The organism is Achromobacter pulmonis (assembly GCF_902859765.1).
Lineage (GTDB): Bacteria > Pseudomonadota > Gammaproteobacteria > Burkholderiales > Burkholderiaceae_B > Achromobacter > Achromobacter pulmonis.
Genome location: NZ_CADIJV010000008.1, coordinates 49,354 through 63,483, shown reverse-complemented (window position 1 = coordinate 63,483; position 14,130 = coordinate 49,354). Strand labels below are relative to the sequence as shown.

14 protein-coding genes are annotated in these 14,130 nt (G+C 69.7%); 8 read left to right on the top strand and 6 right to left on the bottom strand.

Features of this window, described 5'->3' with window-relative positions; translation table 11 throughout:
• Nucleotides 1–217: 217 nt before the first annotated feature.
• Nucleotides 218–835 carry a class I SAM-dependent methyltransferase gene (locus HV701_RS09350; RefSeq protein ID WP_175132797.1) on the top strand — a complete coding sequence of 206 codons (618 nt, stop codon included), beginning with the start codon at nucleotides 218–220 and terminating at the stop codon, nucleotides 833–835.
• Nucleotides 836–897: 62 nt separating this feature from the next.
• Here HV701_RS09350 and HV701_RS09345 read toward each other — a convergent pair whose 3' ends face one another.
• The 4 genes from HV701_RS09345 to HV701_RS09330 form a co-directional block, all read right to left on the bottom strand.
• Nucleotides 898–1,713: a carbon-nitrogen hydrolase family protein gene (locus HV701_RS09345; RefSeq protein ID WP_175132796.1), complete on the bottom strand. Its 816-nt coding sequence runs from the start codon at nucleotides 1,711–1,713 to the stop codon at nucleotides 898–900.
• Nucleotides 1,714–1,725: 12 nt separating this feature from the next.
• Nucleotides 1,726–2,589 (bottom strand): serine hydrolase, encoded by an 864-nt coding sequence (locus HV701_RS09340; protein WP_175132795.1) that lies wholly within the window; start codon nucleotides 2,587–2,589, stop codon nucleotides 1,726–1,728.
• Between the two features lie 11 nt (nucleotides 2,590–2,600).
• Nucleotides 2,601–4,046, bottom strand: a complete 1,446-nt coding sequence (locus HV701_RS09335) for a gluconate:proton symporter (protein WP_175132794.1) — start codon at nucleotides 4,044–4,046, stop codon at nucleotides 2,601–2,603.
• Nucleotides 4,047–4,330: 284 nt separating this feature from the next.
• Complete coding sequence (locus tag HV701_RS09330; RefSeq protein ID WP_175132793.1) at nucleotides 4,331–4,765, bottom strand: SecDF P1 head subdomain-containing protein; 435 nt, start codon at nucleotides 4,763–4,765, stop codon at nucleotides 4,331–4,333.
• Nucleotides 4,766–5,083: 318 nt separating this feature from the next.
• Between HV701_RS09330 and otnC the strand changes: the two genes are divergently transcribed.
• The 5 genes from otnC to otnK are packed head-to-tail and all read left to right on the top strand — an operon-like array spanning nucleotide 5,084 to nucleotide 9,680.
• Nucleotides 5,084–5,722, top strand: coding sequence for a 3-oxo-tetronate 4-phosphate decarboxylase (gene otnC, locus HV701_RS09325; protein WP_175132792.1), 639 nt, complete (start codon nucleotides 5,084–5,086; stop codon nucleotides 5,720–5,722).
• Between the two features lie 31 nt (nucleotides 5,723–5,753).
• The gene (gene otnI, locus HV701_RS09320) at nucleotides 5,754–6,545 is read left to right on the top strand and encodes a 2-oxo-tetronate isomerase (RefSeq protein WP_175132791.1); all 792 of its coding nucleotides are present in this window, start codon (nucleotides 5,754–5,756) and stop codon (nucleotides 6,543–6,545) included.
• On the top strand, nucleotides 6,542–7,519 hold the full coding sequence (gene denD / locus HV701_RS09315) for a D-erythronate dehydrogenase (protein WP_175132790.1): 978 nt from the start codon (nucleotides 6,542–6,544) through the stop codon (nucleotides 7,517–7,519). The genes otnI and denD overlap by 4 nt, the downstream gene beginning before the upstream one ends.
• Nucleotides 7,516–8,421 carry an L-threonate dehydrogenase gene (gene ltnD / locus HV701_RS09310; RefSeq protein WP_175132789.1) on the top strand — a complete coding sequence of 302 codons (906 nt, stop codon included), beginning with the start codon at nucleotides 7,516–7,518 and terminating at the stop codon, nucleotides 8,419–8,421. The genes denD and ltnD overlap by 4 nt, the downstream gene beginning before the upstream one ends.
• Complete coding sequence (gene otnK / locus HV701_RS09305) at nucleotides 8,418–9,680, top strand: 3-oxo-tetronate kinase (RefSeq protein WP_175132788.1); 1,263 nt, start codon at nucleotides 8,418–8,420, stop codon at nucleotides 9,678–9,680. The genes ltnD and otnK overlap by 4 nt, the downstream gene beginning before the upstream one ends.
• Nucleotides 9,681–9,726: 46 nt before the next feature.
• Here otnK and HV701_RS09300 read toward each other — a convergent pair whose 3' ends face one another.
• The gene (locus HV701_RS09300; protein WP_175132787.1) at nucleotides 9,727–10,434 is read right to left on the bottom strand and encodes a FadR/GntR family transcriptional regulator; all 708 of its coding nucleotides are present in this window, start codon (nucleotides 10,432–10,434) and stop codon (nucleotides 9,727–9,729) included.
• Nucleotides 10,435–10,483: 49 nt separating this feature from the next.
• Nucleotides 10,484–11,392, bottom strand: a complete 909-nt coding sequence (locus HV701_RS09295) for a LysR substrate-binding domain-containing protein (RefSeq protein ID WP_175132786.1) — start codon at nucleotides 11,390–11,392, stop codon at nucleotides 10,484–10,486.
• Between the two features lie 201 nt (nucleotides 11,393–11,593).
• Between HV701_RS09295 and HV701_RS09290 the strand changes: the two genes are divergently transcribed.
• Both HV701_RS09290 and HV701_RS09285 read left to right on the top strand, forming a co-directional pair.
• Entirely contained in the window at nucleotides 11,594–12,925 is a 1,332-nt protein-coding gene (locus HV701_RS09290; protein ID WP_175132785.1) for an MFS transporter, read from the top strand.
• Nucleotides 12,925–14,016: a M14 family metallopeptidase gene (locus HV701_RS09285; protein WP_175132784.1), complete on the top strand. Its 1,092-nt coding sequence runs from the start codon at nucleotides 12,925–12,927 to the stop codon at nucleotides 14,014–14,016. Before HV701_RS09290 ends, HV701_RS09285 begins: the two co-directional genes overlap by 1 nt.
• Nucleotides 14,017–14,130: the final 114 nt, after the last annotated feature.

Below are 14,130 nucleotides of genomic sequence, written 5' to 3'. Positions count from 1 at the left end.
GATCAGTCCGATACTGAATCGATCTTGATGCGAACCCATAGCAGCGGGCTCTATTGAAACTTTCAGCCGCACTTTTTGCTGCGTATTGCACGCTTGCGTTATGTCGGACGGAGTGAGCGGGAATGTCGGGCGCATTGTTGTCAAACATATTGATTTCGCCGCGCCGGGTCGGCAAACATGGTCCCCCACGTCTGTTGAGAATCAATGGGGGAACGCAATGAAAGGCATACGCAAGGTGAAGTACATCGGCAAGCGGGGACTGTTCAGACTGTCGCCCGCGCTGGCCGAACGCTGCGGGGTCGACTTCCGGCTGGATGCGCCCAACCGGGTATTTCTGGAACAGCGCATCTTCGGCTACCTGAACCGGTTGGCCGAAGGCGCGGGCGGATCACAGGACCTGCTGTTCCTCGGCCTGGACAAGCACAACTGGCACTACCCGCGGCTGCTGCGCGCGAACTTCCATTCGCTCGACATCCTGCCGCGCAACGCCGTCTACGGGCGCCCTGGGCGGCATTGGGTCGGCGATGCGCTGGAGATGGCGGCGCACTACGGCGCGGAACGCTTCGACGTGGTGATCGCCAACGGTGTGCTGGGCGCGGGCATTGACGGCGAGGCGGGCCTACGCCGCCTGCTGGCGCAATGCCATACGGTGCTCAAGCCCGGCGGCGTGCTGCTGCTGGGCTACAACGATCTACCCGAGCGCACGCCCTTTCCGGTGGTGGTGGATGGCGGGTTCGAGGAGTTCGTGCCCGACATCGAGGGGGTGCACGCGTCGCGCCATATGGTGGACGACCCTTTCCGGCATATCTATTGCTTTTGCCGCAAGGTTGGCTGACGGGGGGGCCAGCGGTCCGTCGAGCGGACGCGCCGCGCGCGGGCGCGGCGGCCGGCGTCGAATCAACCGGGGTAGAGATCCATGCGCCGGTGTTCCCAGGCCGGCAGGGCGGCGCGCAGCGTGGCCACCCGCTGCGGATCGAGGTCGGCCGTGATGTGGCCGGCGCGGTCCGGCATGCAGGCCAGCACTGTGCCCCAGGGGTCGATGATCATGCTGCGGCCCAGGCACGGCAGGCCCGGTCCGTCGCCACCGATCTGCGCGGCGGCGATCACGTAGCACTGGTTCTCGATGGCGCGGGCGCGCAGCAGCGGTTCCCAATGGTCGCGGCCGGTGTGCAGGTTGAAGGCTGCCGGCACCACCAGCACATTGGCGCCGCGCGCGCGCAGGGCGCGGTAGAGCTCGGCAAAGCGCAGGTCGTAGCAGATGCTCAGGCCCAGCGTCAGTCCGGCCGCGTCGACCGTTTGCAGGTGCGCGCCGGGCGCGAAGTCGGCGGACTCGCGGTAGGGCGTGCCATCGACCACCGCGTCGTACAGATGCACCTTGCGGTAGGTGGCGGCGATGGCGCCGTCCGGCGCGAAGGTGACACCGGTGTTGCCGAGCCGGTCCTCGCCGGCCAAGCGCTCATGCATCGAACCCAGGTGGATCCAGCAGGCGTGGCGTTGCGCCAGCGCCGCAATGCGCGCGGTGACTTCGCCGGGGATCGGGCTGGCGGCGGCGCGCAGCGTGGGCGTGACGCCGCGCAAGTCGCTGTATTCGGGCGTGACGATGAGCTGCGCGCCGTCGTCGGCCGCGGCGGCAATTGCGCGTTCCAGCGCGGCCAGATTGGCCGCGCGATCCTGGCGGCTGTCGAGCTGGATGGCTGCGACTCGGATGGACATGCGGGTTCCTTGTCAGTGTGCCTGCGCCTGGGCCTTCAGCCCCAGCGCGACCGCGCGCGCGATCTGGCCCAGCAGGGCGGCGCCCGCGCCGCCGTGGAGCGTGTGCGCGGTTTGCCAGTCGGTGAAGCCGTCGGCCAGGACCGCCAACACCACGCTGCAGTCATCGACGGTGAGGATGCCGGCGTCATGGCGCAGGCCGGGCAATTGGCCGGCCTTGCTGGCCAGATGGGCCGCGGCGGGGAGCGCGGCGCCGAAGTGGGCGCGTTCGCGCTGGTCGGCCAGGACATCGAGCGCGAAGGCGCGCAAGGGCGCGGGCAGCGCGCCGTCGCGCAGCAACCAGCAGAGCGCGGCGGTGGCATCGCCGGCACTGGTGAAATTGTCGCGGCCGGCTTCGCGCGCAGCGGCGTCCATCATGCGGCGCTGCAGGCGGCTGGCCGTGAGCCCGGCGGCCGGGTTCCATTGATTGACCGCGTCGAATCCCAGCAGATCGATGAGCGCGTTGGTGGCGACGTTGTCGCTGAGCACGATCATCAGGCGAGCCAGTTCAGCCAGCGACAGGGCGGTGACGCCGGGCAACTGGGCAAGAATGCCGGTGCCGCCGGCGCGGTCGGCGCGCGCGGGCAGGGCCAGCGGTTGTTCGAGCGTGTAGCGGCCTTCGGCCACCGCCGCGAGCAGCGTCAGCAGGATGGGCACCTTGATGATGCTGGCTGCCGGTTGCGCGCGCTCGGCGTGATGCGCGAGCACGACGCTGCCGTCCAGATCGCGCAGGCTCAGCGAGACCCGCGCGGGCGTGGCCGCGAGCAAGGGCGTCAGCGTCGCGTCGAGATGCTGGCGCAAGGCGTCGTGGTCCAGCGGCTGCGATCCCAAGGGGAACATGGTTGATCTCCTCAGACCAGGAAGAAGAACAGCGACGAGAACAGGCAGAGGTTCACCAGGATCACCGCCCAGCCGTTGTAGAGCATGTATTTGAGTTCGCCGGAGCGCGCCAGGCCCATCTGGCCGAACATGTCGGAAGTGGGGAAGGGGCCGAACCAATCGATCTGCGAGCTGCCGAGAATGACCGCCGTGGTGGCCGCGGGGCCGACGCCGGCGGCCGCCAGCAGCGGGCCGAAGATCTTGGCGGTAAAGGTCATCTGCGCGACCGCCGCGCCGGGGATGTGGCCGATGACGTTGAACCACAGCACGATGACGCAAAGCATGGCGCCGCTGATGCCGGCCAGGTACGGCGTCGCGAGGTCCAGCACGGCGTGATAGGCGTTGAGTTGGTCCACCAGCACCAGCACCGGGTTGAATAGCCAGAACAGGAAGAAGATCCAGATCAGCTTGCCGGCGCCCGCGTACATGGCTTGCAGTATCGCGCGCGGGCCCATGCCGCCGGCCAGCCCGGTGGTGGTGGCCAGCGCCACCATGACGATGATGGCGAAGGCATAGCCCGCCTTGGCGAGCACGCCGACGACCGCCAGGAGGATGATGGTCAGGCAGAATGCCCACGCCGCCCGCAGGGCGCCGCGCGAGGGCGCGGCATCGAGGTCGAAGGCGGCCGCGCCGGCGCCGGCCTCCTCGTATTGGTGGCGGGCCTCGGTCTTTTTCTGGATGCGGCCCGACATGAACCAGCCGGCCAGCAGCGTGGCCACGGCCATCGGGATGCCGGCCACCATCAGGTACTGCGGGTAGCTCAGTCCGGTCAGGCCGGTGACCGTGACCACGTTGGGCGTGAAGGGGCCGAGTACCAGTCCGGCGGAACCGGCGGTCTGGAACAAGGCGGCAACCGTGGGCGGCGACAGGCGCACGGCGGCGGCGATGGGGATGACCACCGCGGCGATGATGGCGTTGCCGCCGGCCAGGGTGCCCAGCGCGCCGCAGATCAGGGTCGAGGTCACCATGATGCCCAGGCGCACGCGCACCTGGTTCGACAGGCCGATGCGGCGCACGATGGCGCGCACCATCTGTTCGGCGGCGCCGGTGCGCGAGGCGACTTCGCCCACGCCCGCGCCCAGTACGATGATCAGGCCGACCACCGCGATGAAGGAGCCCAGCGATTCGGCCAGCAGCTTGCTCATGGCGATGGGCGTGGTGCCCGTCATGATGGCGCCGAGCACGATGGCGGCAATGGTGGACAGCACGATGTCCACGCCCAGCAGCGCGATGATGGCGAACACCAGCACTGGCGTCAGGCCCCACAGGCTGGTCTGGCCGGGCAGGGCATAGTGGGTGTACAGCGCGATGGCCAGCCCCACGAGGAATACCGCGATGGCGGCATTGCGTCGGCGCGGGTGCAGCGGGTTGCCGGCGGGCGGGCGTGGCGCCGCCGCCGTCTGTGCCAATGAGGTCATGTCTTCTCCGTCCCTATCGTCTCTGTGGCCTGGCCGTGGCGCGCTGCGCGTCCGGCGGGTGTTGGCCTATTGTTGTGACCCCGCCTTGCGATTGCTGCAGGCGTGGGTTTCCAGCGGTTGCCGTCCGAGCGGCCGGGCATGCAATGGATGGCCTGGCGCGGACGGTGAGAGTGTGGGCGCGAGGCGGGGCGGGTTCAAATGCATGGTCGGGGTGCGGGCATAACCTTTGGTTATGGCCTTCAGGTCCGTCGTATCGACCTGGCCGCGATCGGGCGCGGGCCGGCTTAACCGCCAGAGGGTCGAGCGGGCCGTTTGACGGACCGGGTGGGGATGTCGCCCGGCGTGCTGCTTTCGTCGTCCACCGTGAGGCCGCCGCCGGACATGATGCCGCGGGCGATCTCGTCGGCGGATTTGCCGGCAAAGCCGTGTTGGCCCGCGACGATGCGGAAGCTATCGCCTTCGAGCGGGCTTTGCAGCGTGGCCGAGGACAGCAGCACGCCATTGGAGCGCAGCTGGATGCGTTTGCCGACACGATCGCGGGTGAAGTCGGCCAGGGCCTGGCGGCTGTCGGGGTGCAGCACCACGTCGACGTAGCGTGTGGACGTTTGCGGGTCCACGCCGGCGGTGGCCTTCTCCGCCCGCAGGGCCACGCTTTCGGCGTGGGACGCGGCGGCGGCCAGCAGCAGGACGGCGCATGCGAAGGATCGGAAGGTGGACATGGGCGGGCTCCGGTTGGCGGACGGATTGGTGATGGCATCCTAGCCCGAGCGGGGCGGGCGCATATTACGACTTGTATGCGAACGCTGGCATTGTCTGCCGCCGGCCGGGAAGTGACTCGCTCAAGGCGTCCTTGCGCTGCGATTCCCGCTACGCGCCATGAGCGTCCGTCCCGGGGGAACGGCGCATCGTCTTACCGGGTAATCCCGCTACCGGGAATTTCGGCAAAATTTGTATGATGACCCGATGAATATTTCCAGGGAGATTCGCATGCCGCAAGTTCCTTCCATTGCCCATGAGCGTGTCGCGGGCGGTGCGCGATGACGCCGGAAGCCCGTATCCGCGAGGAAATCTGCACCGTCGGCGCCAGCCTTTACCAGCGCGGCTACACCGTCGGCGCGGCTGGCAACATCAGCGCCCGGCTCGATGACGGCTGGCTGATCACCCCGACCGACGCCTGCCTGGGCCGGCTCGATCCGGCCGAGCTGGCCAAGGTCGATCTGGCCGGCAACCCGGTCTCGGGCGGCAAGCCATCCAAGACGCTGGCGCTGCACCAGGGCATCTACCAGGCCGATCCGGCCGCGCGCGGCGTGGTGCATACGCATTCGACGCATCTGGTGGCGCTGACGCTGGCCGGTGTCTGGCGCCAGGACGAGGTGCTGCCGCCGATCACGCCCTATCAGGTGATGAAGGTGGGCCGCATTCCGCTGATAGCCTATCGCCGCCCCGGCGATCCCGCGGCGGCCGCGCAGGTGGCGGCGCTGGCCGGCCAGGTGCGCGGGGTGCTGTTCGAGCGCCTGGGGCCAGTGGTGTGGGAACGCTCGGTGTCGCACGCCGCTTACGCGCTGGAGGAACTGGAAGAAACCGCGCGCTTGTGGCTGATGTCCGAGCCGCGCCCGGCGCCCTTGTCCGAGACCGCCATCGAGGAATTGCGCGCCGTGTTCGGGGCGCGCTACTGACCCGCGCCCCGCGCAACCTGAAGGAGCCGACATGCCGCGCCTGGCCGCCAACCTGAGCATGATGTATGCGGAACACCCATTCCTGGACCGCTTCGCCGCCGCCGCGCGCGATGGCTTCCAGGGCGTGGAGTTCCTGTTTCCCTACGACCATCCGGCCGCCGAGATCCGCGCGCGCCTGGACAGCCATGGACTGACGCAGGCGCTGTTCAATGCGCCGCCGGGCGACTGGGCCGGCGGCGAGCGCGGGATCGCGTCATTGCCGGGCCGCGAAGACGAGTTCCAGCGCGGCCTGGACCAGGCGCTGGCGTATGCGGCGGCACTGGGCAACCGCAGCCTGCATGTGATGGCGGGCCTGGTTGCGGCCGGGCAGGACCGCGACGCGCACCGCCAGGTCTATCTGCGCAACCTGGAACGCGCGGCACGCGCCGCCGCCACGGCCGGCGTGACCATCGTGATCGAGCCGATCAATCCACGCGACATGCCCGGCTATTTCCTGACCCGCCAGGACGAGGCGCAGGTCATCCGCGCCGAGGTTGGCGCCGACAATCTGCGAGTGCAATTCGATTGCTACCACTGCCAGATCGTCGAGGGTGACCTGGCGGTGAAGCTGCGGCGCGATATGCCGGGCATCGGCCATATCCAGATCGCCGGCGTGCCGGACCGCCACGAGCCCGACCTGGGCGAACTGAATTACCCCTATCTGCTGGCGCTGATCGACGCGCTGGGTTATGCGGGCTGGATCGGCTGCGAATACCGGCCCCGGGGCGCCACCACGGCGGGGCTGGGCTGGGCCAAACCCTATCTCGCGGGAGGCGAGCGATGAAGATACTGATCACCGGCGGCGCCGGCTTCCTGGGACAGCGCCTGGCGCGCAAGCTGCTGGAGCAGGGGCGCCTGGCGCTGGCGGGCGGGCCCGCGCCCATCACCCAGATCGACCTGCTCGATGTGGCCCGGACCGATGCCCTGAACGACACGCGGGTGCGGTCGATCGAGGGCGACGTCGCGGACCCGGCCTGCCTGCAAGCGCTGATCGGCGCCGACACGGCGGTGATCTTCCACCTGGCGGCCATCGTCAGCGGCCAGGCCGAGGCCGATTTCGACCTGGGCATGCGCATCAACCTGGATGCTTCGCGCGCATTGCTGGAAGCCTGCCGCCAGCGCGGCCACCGGCCGCGCGTGGTGTTCACCAGTTCGGTGGCGGTGTACGGCGGCGCCCTGCCGGAAACGGTGCGCGACGACACCGCGCTCAATCCGCAATCCTCCTATGGCACGCAGAAGGCGATGGCCGAACTGCTGCTGGCCGACTACACGCGGCGCGGCTTCGTCGATGGCCGCGCGCTGCGGCTGCCCACCATCAGCGTGCGGCCGGGCCGGCCCAACGCGGCGGCTTCGTCGTTCGCCAGCGGCATCATCCGCGAACCGCTCAACGGCGAGCCGGCGGCGTGCCCGGTGGATGCGGATACGCGCCTGTGGTTGTTGTCGCCGCGCCGCGCGGTGCAGGCGCTGATCGCCGGCTGCGAGCTGGACGCGGCGGCGGTGGCGGACCGCCGGCCCATCAACTTGCCGGGGGTGTCGGTGACGGCGGCCGAAATGGTGCAGGCCTTGCGCGAGATCGCGGGCGATGCGGTGGCCGACCGTGTCGGCTGGCAGGCGGACGCGCGGGTGCAGGCCATCGTCGGCAGCTGGCCGGGGCGCTGGGACACGGCGCGCGCGGCGCGCCTGGGGCTGGCGGGCGACGGCGATTTCGCCGAGATCATCCGCGCCTATATCGCTGACGACTTGCGGGGGAAGGTATGAGCCAGGACAACGAAGCGCGCGCGGTCGGGGTGATCGGCCTGGGCGCGATGGGCGCGGGCATCGCGCAGAGCCTGCGGCGCGCCGGCTGCCGGGTGCATGCCTACGACATCCGGCCGGGCGTGGCGGCGGCGTTCGCCGGGCAGGGCGGCGTGGCCTGCGCGACGCTGGCGGACATGGCCGGCGCCTGCGACGTGGTGGTCAGCGTGGTGGTGAACGCGCAGCAGACCGAGAGCGTGCTGTTCGGCGAGGGCGGCATTGCCGCCGCCCTGCGGCCCGGCAGCGTGTTCGTGATGTGCTCGACGGTGGACCCAGCCTGGTCGAGCGCGCTGGAGGCGCGCCTGGCGGCGCTGGGCATCCACTACCTGGATGCGCCCATTTCCGGCGGCGCGGCCAAGGCCGCGGCGGGCCAGATGACCATGATGACCGCCGGCACCCCGGCTGCCTATGCCGCCTGCGGCAACGTGCTGGAGGCCATGGCGGGCAAGGTCTACCGGCTGGGCGAGCGAGCCGGCGCGGGCAGCAAGGTCAAGATCATCAACCAGCTGCTGGCCGGCGTGCACATCGCCGTGGCCGCCGAGGCCATGGCGCTGGGCCTGCGCGAAGGGGTCGACGCCGACGCCTTGTATGAAGTCATCACCCACAGCGCCGGCAATAGCTGGATGTTCGAGAACCGCATGGCTCACGTGCTGGCCGGCGACTACACGCCGCTGTCGGCGGTGGACATTTTCGTGAAGGACCTGGGGCTGGTGCTGGACACGGCGCGCCACAGCAAGTTTCCGCTGCCACTGGCGTCCACGGCGCACCAGATGTTCATGCAGGCATCTGCGGCCGGCCACGGCCGCGAGGACGACAGCGCGGTCATCAAGATCTTTCCCGGAATCACTTTGCCGGAGTCCGCATGACGATCAAACTGGGGTGCATCGCCGACGACTTCACCGGCGCCACCGACCTGGCCAACAACCTGGTGCGCGCCGGCATGCGTAGCGTGCAGACCATCGGCGTGCCGGACGGGGCGCTTGAGACGCCGGCGGACGCGGTGGTGGTGGCGCTCAAGACCCGCACGCTGCCCGCCGCCGAGGCGGTGGCGCAATCGCTGGCGGCGCTGGCCTGGCTGCGGGCGCAGGGCGCCGGGCAGATCTATTTCAAGTATTGCTCGACCTTCGACAGCACGGCGCAGGGCAATATCGGCCCGGTCGCCGATGCGCTGATGACGGCGCTGGACACGGATTTCACCATTGCCACGCCGGCCTTTCCCGACAACAAGCGCACGGTGTTCAAGGGCTATCTGTTCGCCGGCGACGTGCTGCTGAACGAGTCGGGCATGCAGCATCATCCCCTGACGCCGATGACCGATCCGAACCTGGTGCGTGTGTTGGCGGCGCAGACCCGGCGCAAGGTCGGCCTGATCGACTACGCGGTGGTGGCGCGCGGCAGCCGCGCGATACGCGGGCGCATCGACGCGCTGCGGCGGGAGGGGGTGGAGATCGCCATCGTCGACGCTATCTCCAATGACGACCTGCTGGCGCTGGGGCCGGCGCTCAAGGACATGCCGCTGGTGACGGCGGGGTCGGGCGTGGCGATCGGCCTGCCCGGAAACTGGGGCCTGGCGCCGGGCGCGGCCGCCGCATTGCCGCGCGAGCCGGGCGCCCAGGCGGTGGTGGCGGGCAGCTGCTCGAGCGCGACCCAGGGCCAGGTGGCGGCGTTCATCGCGCAGGGCCGGCCGGCGCTGGCGCTCGATCCCTTGCGCATCGCCGCGGGCGAGGACGTCGTGGCGCAGGCGCTGGCCTGGGCCGCGCCGCGCCTGTCCGGCGGCCCGCTGCTGATCTATTCGACGGCCCGGCCCGACGCAGTGCAGGCGGCGCAGGCCAGCCTGGGCGCGGCGCGCGTCGGCGCCCTGGTCGAGGACGCCATCGCGCGGATCGCGGCGGGCCTGGCGCGGCTCGGGGTGCGGCAGCTGATCGTCGCCGGGGGCGAGACCTCGGGCGCGGTGGTGCAGGCGTTGGGCTTGACGCAACTGGCGATCGGCGAGCAGATCGACCCGGGGGTGCCGTGGTGCGCCGGCGATGCGCAGGCGGTGCAAGCGCGTATGAGCATCGCCTTGAAGTCAGGCAACTTCGGCGGCGTCGATTTCTTCACGCGGGCGTTCCTTCAGGACGCCTGACGATCGACCGCTGGTCCGGACGCCGCGCCTGCGCGGGCCGGCGTGTTCAGCGATGCGCCTGGCGCAGTCGCTTGGCGGCGTTGACCATGTGGATGCGGGCGGCTTCGCGCGCCGCTTCCGCGTCCTGGCGCCGGATGGCGTCGACAATGGCTTCGTGCTCACGCAGCACCGCGCGCATCTGGTCGGCGTGACGCGCCTCGTTGCCGCGCGTGACGCGGGTGGCGGCTTCGAGATACTGGCTGACGAAGGCCAGGGTGGCGAGGAAATACGGATTGCCGGTGGCGCGGGCGATGCTGCGGTGGAAGGCCACGTCTTCAGTGACGCCGTCGCCGCCGTTGTCGACCGCCGTGGTGATGGCGGCCAGCGCCTGGTCGATGGCCGCCATGTCGCGTTTGCCGCGGTGCGCCGCCGCCTGCGCCGCGATTTCGGTTTCCAGCGCGCGGCGCAGTTCGACGATGTGCAGTACCGCGTCCAGCGAGTCGAGTTCCGCCGCGTCGATGCGCAGCGCGCGGTTGCCGCCTTGGCCGGTGACGAACACGCCGCTGCCTTGGCGCGCCTCGACGATGCCGTCCTGGCGCAGCCGTGACACCGCTTCGCGGATGACGGTGCGGCTGACGCCGAACTGCTCGGCCAGGCGGGTTTCGGTGGGCAGTTTTTCGCCAGGCTGCACGCGGCCCGCGTCGATCTCGGCGAGCAACTGCTTGGCCACCGTGTCGGTCAGCGTGGGGGGGGTGTGGAGTCGGGGAAAGGCCATGGCATGGGGCCGTGAAAGCGGGGCGCGGCGCCGCCTCGGAACAGGGGCTTCATGATAACCCGCCGGTTCCGGCCGCCGCGCGCGCGCGGTTCAGGCAGTCGATGAAAAACTGCGCGGCCGGCGTCGGCGGCGAATCGGCCCGCGTCAGGATCGACACCCGCGCCGCCGGCAGCGGGTGCGCCAGCGGCAGGATGCACAAGGACGTGGGCGCGAGCACGCGGTGCAGGCCATTGCGCACGAAAAAACCCACGGCGTCGCTCTGCCCCAGGATCGCCAGGGCGATGGCGATGGACTGGCAAGGGATCACGTCTGCGGGCGGCGGCAGGCCGCGTTCCGTGTAGGCCAGGCGCAGCAGGTTGGTGGGCGTCTGCGTATTGCCGGGCATCAACCACAGCAGGTCGCGCAGTTCGGCCAGATCGGTGGCATGGCGCAGGGGGTGGTCGGCGCGCGCGCCCACCGCCAGCGGCAAGGTGAACAGGGTGGTGCGGGCAAAGCCGTCGTAGATGTCGCCGTCGTATTCGGTCTGCACCACCAGGTCGTAGCGGCCTGTTTCCAGCTGTTCGTGGCTGTAGGGCGGCGCGACCTCATGGAAGGCCACCGCGACGCGCGGCATGCGGGCGCGGAACGCCGCCAGCGCGGCCGGCAGGATCGGCAGCACCGACGAGCTGATGGCCAGGTTGAGCGTGCCGCCTTCGCCGTCGCGCATCTGGTCGATGTCTTCCTGCGCGCGCCGCGCTTCCTGCAGGATCAGCACGGCGCGTTTGTGCAGGGCCTGGCCGTAGGACGTCAGCTCGACGCCCTTGGCGCTGCGCCGCACAAGTTCGGCGCCCAGGCTCTGTTCCAGTTCGCGCAGGCTGCGCGTGGCCGCCGGCTGAGTCACGCACAGGGCGCGCGCGGCGGCGCGGATGCTGCCGTGTTCGGCGATCAGCACGAAGGCGCGCAACTGGCGCAAGTTCATGGGCGCGGGCAAGGGGTATAAGCAAAAGTCATCACCGCAGCAAAAATACTGTCTTTCGCGTTTCGGCGGCCATCCGTATATTCACTAGCACCCGCCGCTTCCGGCTGCGGCGCGCCGGCCGCGCCCGCTCCGGAATGGGCGGGCCTGGCACGGCTTCCGGAAACACGGGCCGGCATACAGATCCGATATCAAGGGGAACACATGTCCATCGCCATCGCGGCCGGCGCCAGCGCGCGCAGCCTGCATACGCCATCCATGCGCCGGCGGGTCATCGCCGGCACCACCATCGGCAACGCGCTGGAGTTCTTCGACTTCACCGTCTTCACCTTCCTGATGCTGGTCATCGGGCCGCTGTTCTTTCCGGCGGCCTCCAGCTACGGGCAATTGCTGCTGACCACGGCCACCTTCGGCGTCGGCTTCCTGATGCGGCCGGTGGGCGGCATGCTGATCGGCTCCTACGCCGACCGCCACGGCCGCCGCGCCGCCATGACCTTGACGTTGTGGCTGATGGGGCTGGGCTGCGCGCTGATCGCGGCGGCGCCGACCCATGCGCAAATGGGGGCGCTGGGGCCGGTGATGATGGTGCTGGCGCGGCTGATCCAGGGCTTTGCCGCCGGCGGCGAGGTGGGCGCCTCGACCACGCTGTTGGTCGAGCATGCGCCGCCGTCGCGGCGCGGGTTCTATTCCAGCTGGCAGTTCGGCAGCCAGTCGCTTGGCGTGGCGCTGGGCGCCGTCGTGGTGGGGACGTTGACCGCCGCGCTGACCGCCGAGCAGATGCAGGCCTGGGGCTGGCGCGTGCCGTTCGTGATCGGCATCCTGACGGTGCCGGTGGGCGCCTATATCCGCCGCAATCTGGAAGAGACGCTGCACGCCGATGAGCCGGATGCGCGCCGGCCGCGCGCCGCCGGCCACCAGCCGCTGCGCCGCATCTTCGCCGAACACAAGACCGAAGTCGCCAAAGGCATCCTGCTGATGATCGGCGGCATGGTGTGCGCGCAGATCATCGGCTTCTACATGCCGTCGTACGCGCACCGCGAACTGGGGCTGCCGGCGACCTCGACCCTGTCGGCCAGCGTGGTGGTGGGGGCGGTGGGCTTCCTGTTCGCGCCGCTGGTCGGCAAGCTGGCCGACCGGGTGGGACGCAAGCGCGTGATCTTCTGGTCGAGGGTGACGACGGTGGCGGTGCTGCTGCCGTGTTTCGAATGGCTGATCGCCGCGCCCAGCAGCGCGCGGCTGATGCTGGTGGTGGCGCTGCTGTCGATCCTGCTGGCGCTGCAATCGGCGCCCGGCATCACCATGTTGCCTGAATTGTTCCCGAAATCCGTGCGCACCACCGGCATGTCGGTGGTGTACGGCCTGGGGATTTCCGTGTTCGGCGGCTTTGCCCAGTTCTTCGTGACCTGGTTGCTGCACGTGACCGGCAATCCCATGGCGCCCGCCTGGTATCTGATGGTGGCGGTGGCGCTTTCCACAGTGGTGCTGTTCTGGATCCGCGACCGCACCGGCGACGATATCGACAACCAGGAGGCCTGATGCAATCCGCTACGCCCTATTTTTCCCGCAGCTACGCCGAGGCGCGGGCGCGCTTTGCCGCCGCGGCCCGGCCGCTGGCCACGCAGTTCGAGTCCTATCCGATCGCGCCCAAGGGGCGCGAGGGCGAGGATCTTGCCACCGATGTGGCGCTGATCGGCGACCAGGATGCCACGCGGCTGCTGATCATGACGTCCGCGACCCACGGCGTGGAAGGCTTCTGTGGTTCGGGTTGCCAGCTGGCGCTGTTGGATGACGCCGAGATGCTGGAGCGCGCGCGCCTGGCCGGCGTGGCGCTGCTGCTGGTGCATGCGGTGAATCCGCATGGCTTCTCGTGGCTCGCGCGCACCGACGAAGGCAATGTCGACCTGAACCGCAACGCGCAGCCCTTTGACGGGCAGCCGTTGCCGGCCAATCCGGAGTACGGGCGCATCCACGAATTGCTGCTGCCCGAGCAGTGGCCGCCGTCGGACAGCAACCGCGAGCAGATCGCCGCCTACATCGCCGGAAACGGCCTGCCGGCCTTCAAGCAGGCCGTCACCCGCGGGCAATACACGCATGCCGATGGCCTGTTCTATGGCGGCGACCGCCCGGCCGCCTCGCTGTCGAACCTGCGCCGCATCCTCCAGGAGCATGCGGCCGCATACAGGCAGATCGGCTGGATCGACGTGCACACGGGGTTGGGGCCGCGCGGCCATGGCGAGAAGATCTACGCCGGCCGCCGCGACGAGGCCGAAGTGGCGCGCGCGCGCCAATGGTGGGGCGCCGACATCGCCGTGCCGTACCAGGGCACGTCGGCCTCGGTGGACATCACCGGGCACCTGGCGGGCCTGATGTACCAGGCCTGCCCGGACGCGGTGCCGACGCTGATGGCGCTGGAATACGGCACACAGCCGTCCGAGCAGGTGGTGGACGCGTTGCGGGGCCGCAATTGGCTGCGCGCGCATCCCGATGCCCCGCCGGCATTGCGTGACCAGATCCTGCGCGCCACGCTGGAGGCGTTCTATTGCGACGCGCCGGACTGGCATGGCGCGGTGCTCGGGCAGAGCCGCGTGGCGGTGCTGCAAGCCGTGCTGGGCCTGGCGGCGGACTGACGCCGGCCGGCAGGGCCGATCCGCCACGGATCGGCTTGCATTGTCATTGAGATGTTATATCATCTTTCAGTTTTTTGTAATGATATAACATCCAAGAGGTAAAAAATGGCAAGC

Coding starts and splice junctions, on each gene's coding strand:
- HV701_RS09295 (WP_175132786.1), bottom strand. CDS start 11,392: ATGAACTTGCGCCAGTTGCGCGCCTTCGTGCTGATCGCCGAACACGGC.
- denD (WP_175132790.1), top strand. CDS start 6,542: ATGAAGATACTGATCACCGGCGGCGCCGGCTTCCTGGGACAGCGCCTG.
- HV701_RS09340 (WP_175132795.1), bottom strand. CDS start 2,589: ATGTTCCCCTTGGGATCGCAGCCGCTGGACCACGACGCCTTGCGCCAG.
- HV701_RS09285 (WP_175132784.1), top strand. CDS start 12,925: ATGCAATCCGCTACGCCCTATTTTTCCCGCAGCTACGCCGAGGCGCGG.
- otnK (WP_175132788.1), top strand. CDS start 8,418: ATGACGATCAAACTGGGGTGCATCGCCGACGACTTCACCGGCGCCACC.
- HV701_RS09290 (WP_175132785.1), top strand. CDS start 11,594: ATGTCCATCGCCATCGCGGCCGGCGCCAGCGCGCGCAGCCTGCATACG.
- HV701_RS09335 (WP_175132794.1), bottom strand. CDS start 4,046: ATGACCTCATTGGCACAGACGGCGGCGGCGCCACGCCCGCCCGCCGGC.
- ltnD (WP_175132789.1), top strand. CDS start 7,516: ATGAGCCAGGACAACGAAGCGCGCGCGGTCGGGGTGATCGGCCTGGGC.
- otnI (WP_175132791.1), top strand. CDS start 5,754: ATGCCGCGCCTGGCCGCCAACCTGAGCATGATGTATGCGGAACACCCA.
- HV701_RS09300 (WP_175132787.1), bottom strand. CDS start 10,434: ATGGCCTTTCCCCGACTCCACACCCCCCCCACGCTGACCGACACGGTG.
- otnC (WP_175132792.1), top strand. CDS start 5,084: ATGACGCCGGAAGCCCGTATCCGCGAGGAAATCTGCACCGTCGGCGCC.
- HV701_RS09330 (WP_175132793.1), bottom strand. CDS start 4,765: ATGTCCACCTTCCGATCCTTCGCATGCGCCGTCCTGCTGCTGGCCGCC.
- HV701_RS09350 (WP_175132797.1), top strand. CDS start 218: ATGAAAGGCATACGCAAGGTGAAGTACATCGGCAAGCGGGGACTGTTC.
- HV701_RS09345 (WP_175132796.1), bottom strand. CDS start 1,713: ATGTCCATCCGAGTCGCAGCCATCCAGCTCGACAGCCGCCAGGATCGC.